The following is an 8,230-nucleotide window of genomic DNA, read 5'->3' as shown; positions in this document are numbered from 1 at the left end:
CATGCGTGCCATGGCGAGCACATGCACGGTACGGGCGACGGCGGCCCCCAGCATCAGCAGATCGCCCACGGACGGGGCGGTGAACCCGGCGCCCTGGGTCAGCAGTGCCACGCCGAGCACCGACACCGCCGCGGCCGCCATGAAGGACCCTGGCAGCCGCGTCCCGCGCACCCGGCTCTCCGCGAGCGGAGTGAACACCATGGTGAGGCTGATGATCAGCCCCGCGTTCGTCGCCGAGGTGTGCACCACGCCGTACGTCTCCAGCAGGAAGATCCCGGCGAGGATCAGCCCCAGCGTCCCCGCGCCGCGTATCTGAACGGCGCTCAGCGCCCGCAGCCGCCGCCACCCCGCCACCACGAGCACGGGCAGCACCACGGCGAACCGCAGCACCAGCACGGCCAGCACGGTCTGCGCCGTGGTGACTTCCTTGGCGGCGAGGTAGCTGGAGCCCCATACCACCGCGACCAGCAGGACGGGAAGATCGGCCCATCGGCCGAGGCGGGCCGTGGTGCTGCTCATGGACACTCCTCCTGGTGCGAAGCGGAGGGGCAGCGTAGTCATGAGCAGGTGAGCACCGATGCCGGCGATCACCATCCGGTCAGTTCACGGCGAGCCCGCCCGCCACCGCTGCCCGCTTCCCCCGTTCACCGGCAGCAGCGCCAGGCCCCCGTCCCCGTCCGGTGTCACCGCCGTCTCCACCGCGACCGCCGGACGGATCACCCCGTCACCGCCCACCGCGAACCTCAGGTTCTGCCCGTTGCGCCCGTCCACCGACGCGCACTCCCAGATGCCCACGCCCTTGTCGGTGGAGCCGCGGCTGTCCAGGCAGTAGTCGGGGTCGGCGGACGACTGGACGACACCCCGTCCCGCGTCGACCCGCCACCGCTGCGTAGGGGACGCGCCGCACGGCGCCGTGACGACATCCGTGCCCTTCTCCATCACCCCGTCGCGGATGTCCAGGCACAGCCCGGAGGCGACGTTCACGACCTGGGCGTAGGAGCCGCTCGGCGGATGTGTCGGCGGAGGCGTTGGGGAGGGCTTCGGGCTCGGAGTGTGCGGCGGGGTCGAACTCCTCGTCGGTGACGGGGACTTCGTGGTGGGCGTCGGCGGGCTTGCCGACACCGTCGCCGTGACCGTCACGGGGGGCGGGGCCACCGGTGTGGTGATGGGGCCGGGGTCGGTCCGGTCCTGGGAGGCGGTCTCGCCCGGTGCGAGCAGGACGACCAGCAGCGGCACCAGGGCCGCGCCGAGTACCGCGGAGGTCAGCGCGAGGCGGCGGTAGGGCGTCCGATTCCGTTGCCGGATACGGAGGTGGACGCCCGGCTCGCCGTCGCGTGTGACGTACGCCGTGCCCGCCCACGGCAGCAGCCCCTCGGCCAGCGCGGTGCGCGGGGAGTCGCGCAGGGCGGTCAGCTCCTCGTACGCCGTGGCGCAGTGCACACAGCGCGCCATGTGGGCGTCCAGGTCGGGGCTGTGGCGTGGGCCGTCGGGCCGTACCGACTCCTCGATGAGCCGGCGGAAGTCCCGGCAGTGCGGGTCGTCGGAGGCCGCGAGCCGGGACGTCAGACAGGCCCGGCCCAACGCCTGGAGGGCCTGTTCTGTGCCGTATGTCACGTCCTCGCGGGTGCGGCCGAGCAGTGTGGCCGTGCGCTCGTCGGGTTCCTGCTCCACCACCGCGTACCAGAGCTGCCCCTGGGTGCGGGACGGCAGGGACTGGTACGCCGCGAGCATGGGCGGGACGGGACCGACCGGGCCTGCCGTGTTCAGGACCAGCAGCAGACCCGCGTCGAGACCGGCGGACCGTTCGTCCGCGGCCCAGTCCGTGGCCACCCGCACAGTGAGCAGCAGGAGGTGGTGCCGCAACGGTACGGCGGGGTCGGTGCCGCGGGCCGTCTCGCGGGCCGCGAGCGTGAAGGCCTGCGCTGCGAGCTGCCGGGCGGTGGACTCGCTCGTCGTGCACAGCCGGGCGTAGGCGAGGACCGATGCGCGGTGGCGGGCGCGCAGTTCCTGGAGGGCCGGATACGCGGTGGCGGTGTCGGCGCGCAGCAGTTCCGTCAGCCGTGCGTCGGACGCGCCGGAGTGCGGTGCGGCTCCGGCGTCCCTGCCGGTCCCGTCGGCCAGAGCCATCCACCCGCCTCCTCGTGCCCCCGTGGTACGTCAAGATCCCTGACATACCGGCCAGTTTGCGGGTGACCATAGTGGTGGAAGGCGGCCCGTGGGGAGGCCTTTCCGCAACAACCCGATAACCGAGAGGTTCCCGGGCATGGCTCGTCCGGCGCCCCGGAAGGCGCCGGACGACGAGCCGTTACTGCGGGACGGTCGTCACTCCTCGACCGTCAGCGCCTTGCGCAGTCGCCCCAGCGTGCGCGACAGCAGCCGCGACACGTGCATCTGCGAGATACCGAGTTCGTCGCCGATCTCGGACTGAGTCATGTTGGCGACGAAGCGGAGGGAGAGGATCTTCCGGTCCCGGTGCGGGAGTTCGGCGATCAGCGGCTTCAACGACTCGACGTACTCGATGCCTTCGAGCCCGTGGTCCTCGTAGCCGATCCGGTCCGCGAGCGCACCCTCGCTGTCGTCCTCCTCGGGCTGGGCGTCCAGCGACGAGGCGGTGTACGCGTTCGACGCGGCCATGCCCTCGACGACCTCGTCGTGGGAGATGCCGAGGCGCTCGGCCAGTTCCCCCACCGTGGGGGCGCGGTCCAGCTGCTGGGCCAGTTCGTCACCGGCCTTGGCCAGGTCGAGGCGGAGTTCCTGCAACCGGCGCGGCACGCGCACCGACCACGAGGTGTCGCGGAAGAAGCGCTTGATCTCGCCGACGATGGTGGGCATCGCGAAGGTCGGGAACTCGACGCCGCGGCTGAGTTCGAAGCGGTCGATCGCCTTGATCAGGCCGATCGTGCCGACCTGGATGATGTCCTCCATCGGTTCGCTGCGGGAGCGGAACCGGGAGGCGGCGAACTTGACCAGGGCGAGGTTGAGTTCGACGAGCGTGTTGCGGACGTACGAGTACTCGTGCGTGCCTTCCTCGAGGGACTCCAGCCGCTCGAAGAGAGTCTTGGACAGGGCCCGTGCATCGACGGGGCCGACCTCGTCGTACGGGGGGATCTCCGGAAGTCCGGCGAGTACGTCGTCCTGCAGGGCGAGTACGTCGTCCCTGACGGCGAGTGCGTCGGTGTGATCGCCGTTACGCTCGATGGGATCCAGATGTTCCGGAGGGGGTGTCGACGTCGCCGTCCGGGTATGCGATGCGTCGAGCCGGGGTGACATGATGTCCTCCATCGTTCTCGGCATATGGCTGCCGAAGCCAGTACGTGCACTGCGGTGTGCGGCGCCTCCAAAGCCGGCCGTGTCGGTTACGTGTCTCTACTAGCCCTACCCGCTTTCCCGAGCCGATCGCAAGTCCGTTCTGTGGAGAAATGTCCGTTTCTGGGCGGATGTTCGGCTGTCGAAGGGCGTAGGGAAGGCGTAGTGTTCGAGGGCAAACGTCAGCAGCCACGACCTCGGGAGAGAGACGGCATGGACCACGGGACGGTCGGCAGCGCACAGTCGGGCCGGCTTCTGGTGGAGGTGCGGGAAGAGGGCCCCAGCGCCGTCGTGACTCCGGCAGGTGAGTTGGATCACCACACCGCCGATCTGTTGCGTGAACCACTCGAGGAATGCCTCGCCAAGGGTTTCAGTCGGCTTGTCGTCGACTGCTCGCGGCTGGAGTTCTGCGACTCCACCGGGCTCAACGTGCTGCTGGGTGCCCGGCTCAAGGCCGAGGCCGCCGGGGGCAGGGTGCATCTGGCGGGCATGCAGCCCGTGGTGGCCCGCGTCTTCGAGATCACCGGAGCGGGGGCGGTCTTCACCGTCCACGATTCGGTCGAGGCGGCCCTGGCCGGTGAGGGCGAGTCCGACTGAGCGCGCCGGTCGTGCCGAACAAGGGGGTGTCCCGCCGGTCGGGCCGGGCAGGAGACATCCTGAACATGTCGGCGGCAATCATGACGGGGGTGGCACGGCGGACCGGGCGAACCGGTCATTTTCCTGCGTGCGGTGTACGGGCCGTGTGTACCCGTGCCGACCGCGTGACCCACACTGAGTACCGAACACTGAGCACACCGCGTGTTCGGAAAGCACTCTTGAAACGTGAACTGGTGAATCGGTGAGGTGAAGCGCTGATGAGCACCACCCGGCCCTACTCGCCGGGCGACCGCGGCCCGGAGCCCAGCGGCGCTTCCGGGGCGTCCGAGGGGGGCGCGTCAGGGACCGGGGCGTCCGTGTCGTCGGCGGCGCGTCAGGCCCGCAGGCTGAGCTTCGACGGCGCGAGCGGCGTCGTCCCGCTCGCCCGCGACTTCGCCCGCCAGGCGCTGTACGCGTGGGGCTGGCTGCCGGCCGCCACCGCGGACCAGCGGGCCGCCGCCGAGGACGTACTGCTCGTCGTGTCCGAGCTGGTCACCAACGCCTGTCTGCATGCGGAAGGGCCGGACGAGCTGTGGATCGCCTGTGACAACAAGGTGATGCGCATCGAGGTCTCCGACCGCGGCGCCGGCCAGCCGGCCCCGCGCACCCCGCACCGTGCCGGCCGCCCCGGCGGCCACGGCATGTTCATCGTCCAGCGCCTGTGCCTGGACTGGGGGGTTGTGCGCACGCCCGGCGTCGCGGGCAAGACGGTGTGGGCCGAACTCGGAGCGCCCGCGTAACGCCCGCCTGGGGTTACCCGGGGTTCGAACCCCTCTTCGTACGTCACCGCACGCACGCCGGATCGTCACAACTCCGGCGTGCTCCGCGTCTTCCCTCCTCAACTCCCCGGGCGTACCTTGACGGCCGATCTGATGTGCCGTCAGGAATGAGGGGACGATGTCGTACCGGAAACGAACCGCCGCGCTCGCGTCCGCCGCGGCCCTGGCCGGCTCGGCGGTGCTGCTCGCCGCCCCGACGGCCCACGCCGAGGTCGTCGACGTCAACTACCAGTGCAAGACGCCGATCGGCGACAAGAGTGCCGTCTCGCCGATCGACATCAAGGGCGTCAAGAGCGGCAGCGGCTACAAGATCACCATGTCCTGGCAGAAGGGCGTCTCCTCCAGCCCGGTCGAACTGGGCAAGGGCGCGATGAACCCGAGCGCCACCATCGAACTCGGCGGCGCCGACAGCGGCACGATGAAGGTCACCGGCCCCGCCAACCAGGAAGCGATCCCCGCCGACACCCCGATCAAGATCAACGACCTGTCCGGCACCTACACCGCGAAGAAGACGGGCAAGGTCACCTTCACGGCAGGTGTACTCACCATCAAGGCCCTCGGTACGACCACCACCTGCACGCCCAGCAACGATCCCGGACCGTCCCTGACCCTCGACGTCACGGCGGCGGCCGGTGGTGGCTCGACCGGCACCCAGAGCGGCAGCGACTCCGGAGCCGAGCTCCCGCAGACCGGCCCCGAGGACTCCGCGATCGCCCTCGGCACGCTCGGCGGAACGGTCCTGCTCGCGGGCGCGGCGGGCGCGCTGTGGCTGACACGCCGGAACCAGGCGGTACGCGTCCGCCGCTGACCGTTCCGGTATTCCCGCCCGTCGCTTCTCAACGAGGCGTTGATGGAGCCGCCGATGTCGTATGCCGCCCGTGCCGTGTGCCTGTCCCTCCTCGCTCTGCTGTGCGCCGCCCCGACGGCGAGCGCGGCCGACGGCTGGTCCGTCGCGCCCGCCGGCGGCGGCCGCCCGTCCTTCTACGCCGAGGGCACGCCCGGAACCGCCCTGCAGGACACGGTGTCCGTGACCAACCGTGCCGGGCACCCGGTCACCGTACGGCTGCGCAGCACCGGCGTCCCGGTCAGCTTCGCCGACGCCGAGGTGCGCGTGCCCGCCCGCACCCGCGCCGACATCCCGTTCGCCGTGACCGTGCCCGAGGGGGCCGTGCCGGAGGACCGCGCGGGCACGATCGTCGTACGCGACGGCGACGGCCGCTCCCGGTCCGTCCCCCTGCGGCTGCGCACCGGCGGTCCGACGCTGTCCGCGCTGACCGTCGAGCACGTGGCCGTGGACGGTGACCGCATCACGTACGACCTGGTCAACCGGGGTACGACGGTCCTCGTACCGACCCTGGCCGTGCACGCCGACGGCGTCCTCGGCACCGTCCTCGACCGGTCCCCGCGCACTCTGCCGCTCCAGCTGGCGCCCGGCCACCGGGTGCGGCTCGACGAACCGTGGCCCGACCGGCCCGCCCTGGACGCGGTGGACGTCCGGCTGACGGTGACCGCGGCGGGCGGGGCGCGCGACACGGCGCAGGCGTCGGCGCGGTTCGTGCCGTGGGGCGGGGCGGCAGGGGTCGGTGCGCTGATCTTCGTAGCGGCGGCCGGGGCGGTCGTACGACGTCGAAGGCGCCGTACGACCGAGAGCGAGCCGGAACACCAGTGGGACCATGCTGAGTTGACGGGAGCGATGCGGTGAAGACGCGGATTCCTGTGCTGATCGCGGCACTTGCGCTGCTCCTCGCGCCCCTCACGCCGGCCGCTGCCGCCGAAGGGCCCACTGTGAAGCTGTCCAAGTCCCAGGCGGGAACCGGTGGTTCGGTCACCGTGACCGGCAGCGGGTGGCGGGAGCGGGCGCTGCTGATGATCCTGATCTGCGGGCAGTCGGTGCCGTCCCGGGGCGTGATCGGCGGCACCAACTCCTGCGCCAACGCCGACGGCCGGGCCGTCACCACCGACGCCGAGGGCCGCTTCCGCAAGGAGCTGCCGGTCGCCGAGCCGCCGGTGCCGTGCCCGTGCGTGGTGCACGTCGCCACCGTGACCGGGGCGAAGGCGCAGGCCGACGCGATCTTCCAGGTCGCCGGGCACGCCGTCGAACCGCTGCCCGCGGAACCGGCCGGCGGTCGGCTGTCGGTGCTCAACGACACCCGGCTGGACGGCTCCAGCGGGCTGCTCACCTGGTTCGGGGCGCCCCCCGCCCGCACCCTCGTCTTCACCGTCGGCAACGTCGGCACCTCGGCGATCAAGAACCCGGTCTTCCAGGTCGGCACCTCGCACGGCGTGTTCGCCCCGCAGTGGGAGGAGCAGCAGTGGCGGGGCACCATCGAGCCCGGCCGCAAGGCACAGATCAGGCTGCCGGTGGAGCTGGCGGCCGGGGCGCACGGCGACTACACCGTCTCGCTGAAGTACGGCGGCAAGGTGCTCGCCGAGCAGCCCTGGGGCGTGGGACGGCCGTGGGGCGTGATCCTGTTCTGGGTCCTGGTGTGCCTGGTCGTACCGGCCGCGGTGTTCCGCATCGGGATGGCCGTGGTGGACCGGGTCCGCCCACCCCGGCCGGGCGGCGCCCGCCACCGGGGCCTGCGACTGCCCGAACTCACCTTGCGCCTGCCGCGGTTGACCTCGCGCGAACAGGCGCCCGCATCGACTTCGACCCTGCCGTGGTTCACCCCGGACGCCGATCCGGGCACGGCCGGTCGGCTCTCCGCACCGCACGACGACAGCCCGACGAGTCCTACGACTCCCTCCAGGAAGGCACAGACGTGAGCGAGAGAAGGAGAGTCACACCGGTCGGCCGACGTGGTCGTCCTCGAGGAAGCAGAACGTCAGCGGCGGGCGTCGCCCTGATGCTGGGCGGCGCGGGTGTCCTGCTCGGCGTGGCCGCCGGGCCGGCGCAGGCCGCGGAGGTGTCGTACGCGACCGAGTGCATCCCGCCCTCGATCTCCGGGCTGCCGCCGGTCCAGGGGACGACGAAGGTGGAGATCACCGCCCCCGCGGAGGCGAAGGTCGGGGACGAGGTGGAGATCGTCTGGAAGTTCGTCCAGGCGGCGTCCAAGAACCCCGACATCCTTGATCTGGAGAAGGACACGGTCCAGCCGACCGGCACGCTGAAGGCGGCCGGCGCGCAGACGGCCGATGTCGCGATGGAGGGGCCCCGGCAGAACCCGCCGATCCCCAAGAACAGCGACATGAAGCTGTCCGACATGAAGGGCAAACTGAAGCTGACGGCGCCGGGCGAGGTGTCCCTGACCCCGGACGCGTACAACATCAACGTCAACAAGCCGATCTCGACGGACACCAAGTGCTCCCCGAAGGAGACGGTGAAGCCGGCGGCGACCATCAAGGTGACGGACGGGGGCGGGACTTCGGGCGGTACGACGGGAGGCCTGCCGACCGTCGTCCCGACGCTGCCGACGAGTGTGCCGACCGCTCTGCCGACGCAGTCACCGAGCCCGACGCCGACGCCGAGCGAGAGCGAGACGGGCGGAGGCGGTTCGTCGGGCACGGGC

8 protein-coding genes and 1 pseudogene are annotated in these 8,230 nt (G+C 71.4%); 6 read left to right on the top strand and 3 right to left on the bottom strand.

What is annotated here, in order from left to right; translation table 11 throughout:
- From ACTWQJ_RS40855 to ACTWQJ_RS40845, 3 genes are all read right to left on the bottom strand, one after another.
- Nucleotides 1–519: EamA family transporter (locus ACTWQJ_RS40855; RefSeq protein ID WP_443311488.1), on the bottom strand; the 519-nt coding region annotated here is incomplete at its 3' end.
- 84 nt (nt 520–603) lie between these two features.
- Complete coding sequence (locus ACTWQJ_RS40850) at nt 604–2,127, bottom strand: ricin-type beta-trefoil lectin domain protein (protein WP_443311487.1); 1,524 nt, start codon at nt 2,125–2,127, stop codon at nt 604–606.
- A gap of 195 nt (nt 2,128–2,322) precedes the next feature.
- Entirely contained in the window at nt 2,323–3,270 is a 948-nt protein-coding gene (locus ACTWQJ_RS40845) for an RNA polymerase sigma factor SigF (protein ID WP_443311486.1), read from the bottom strand.
- A gap of 249 nt (nt 3,271–3,519) precedes the next feature.
- Here ACTWQJ_RS40845 and ACTWQJ_RS40840 point away from each other — a divergent pair, with 249 nt between their 5' ends.
- The 6 genes and pseudogenes from ACTWQJ_RS40840 to ACTWQJ_RS40815 all read left to right on the top strand — a co-directional run.
- The gene (locus tag ACTWQJ_RS40840) at nt 3,520–3,903 is read left to right on the top strand and encodes an STAS domain-containing protein (RefSeq protein ID WP_443311485.1); all 384 of its coding nucleotides are present in this window, start codon (nt 3,520–3,522) and stop codon (nt 3,901–3,903) included.
- Between the two features lie 257 nt (nt 3,904–4,160).
- Complete coding sequence (locus ACTWQJ_RS40835; RefSeq protein WP_409471708.1) at nt 4,161–4,682, top strand: ATP-binding protein; 522 nt, start codon at nt 4,161–4,163, stop codon at nt 4,680–4,682.
- Nucleotides 4,683–4,839: 157 nt separating this feature from the next.
- Complete coding sequence (locus ACTWQJ_RS40830; RefSeq protein ID WP_443311484.1) at nt 4,840–5,529, top strand: LPXTG cell wall anchor domain-containing protein; 690 nt, start codon at nt 4,840–4,842, stop codon at nt 5,527–5,529.
- A gap of 54 nt (nt 5,530–5,583) precedes the next feature.
- Entirely contained in the window at nt 5,584–6,423 is an 840-nt protein-coding gene (locus ACTWQJ_RS40825) for a COG1470 family protein (RefSeq protein WP_443311483.1), read from the top strand.
- Nucleotides 6,420–7,487, top strand: coding sequence for a hypothetical protein (locus ACTWQJ_RS40820; RefSeq protein WP_443311482.1), 1,068 nt, complete (start codon nt 6,420–6,422; stop codon nt 7,485–7,487). The genes ACTWQJ_RS40825 and ACTWQJ_RS40820 overlap by 4 nt, the downstream gene beginning before the upstream one ends.
- Before the next feature lie 80 nt (nt 7,488–7,567).
- Nucleotides 7,568–8,230: pseudogene (locus ACTWQJ_RS40815) on the top strand (hypothetical protein); the annotation flags it as partial.

The organism is Streptomyces sp. KR55, from assembly GCF_052245645.1.
In the GTDB taxonomy this organism is placed as follows: Bacteria; Actinomycetota; Actinomycetes; order Streptomycetales; family Streptomycetaceae; genus Streptomyces; species Streptomyces flavusporus.
Note: the sequence above shows the minus strand (reverse complement) of the source record. Positions and strands in the feature narration are given on the sequence as shown.

What these genes read in the sequence shown, in the direction of transcription:
- ACTWQJ_RS40850 (WP_443311487.1), bottom strand. Translation starts at nt 2,127, where the DNA reads ATGGCTCTGGCCGACGGGACCGGCAGGGACGCCGGAGCCGCACCGCAC.
- ACTWQJ_RS40845 (WP_443311486.1), bottom strand. Translation starts at nt 3,270, where the DNA reads ATGTCACCCCGGCTCGACGCATCGCATACCCGGACGGCGACGTCGACA.
- ACTWQJ_RS40840 (WP_443311485.1), top strand. Translation starts at nt 3,520, where the DNA reads ATGGACCACGGGACGGTCGGCAGCGCACAGTCGGGCCGGCTTCTGGTG.
- ACTWQJ_RS40835 (WP_409471708.1), top strand. Translation starts at nt 4,161, where the DNA reads ATGAGCACCACCCGGCCCTACTCGCCGGGCGACCGCGGCCCGGAGCCC.
- ACTWQJ_RS40830 (WP_443311484.1), top strand. Translation starts at nt 4,840, where the DNA reads ATGTCGTACCGGAAACGAACCGCCGCGCTCGCGTCCGCCGCGGCCCTG.
- ACTWQJ_RS40825 (WP_443311483.1), top strand. Translation starts at nt 5,584, where the DNA reads ATGTCGTATGCCGCCCGTGCCGTGTGCCTGTCCCTCCTCGCTCTGCTG.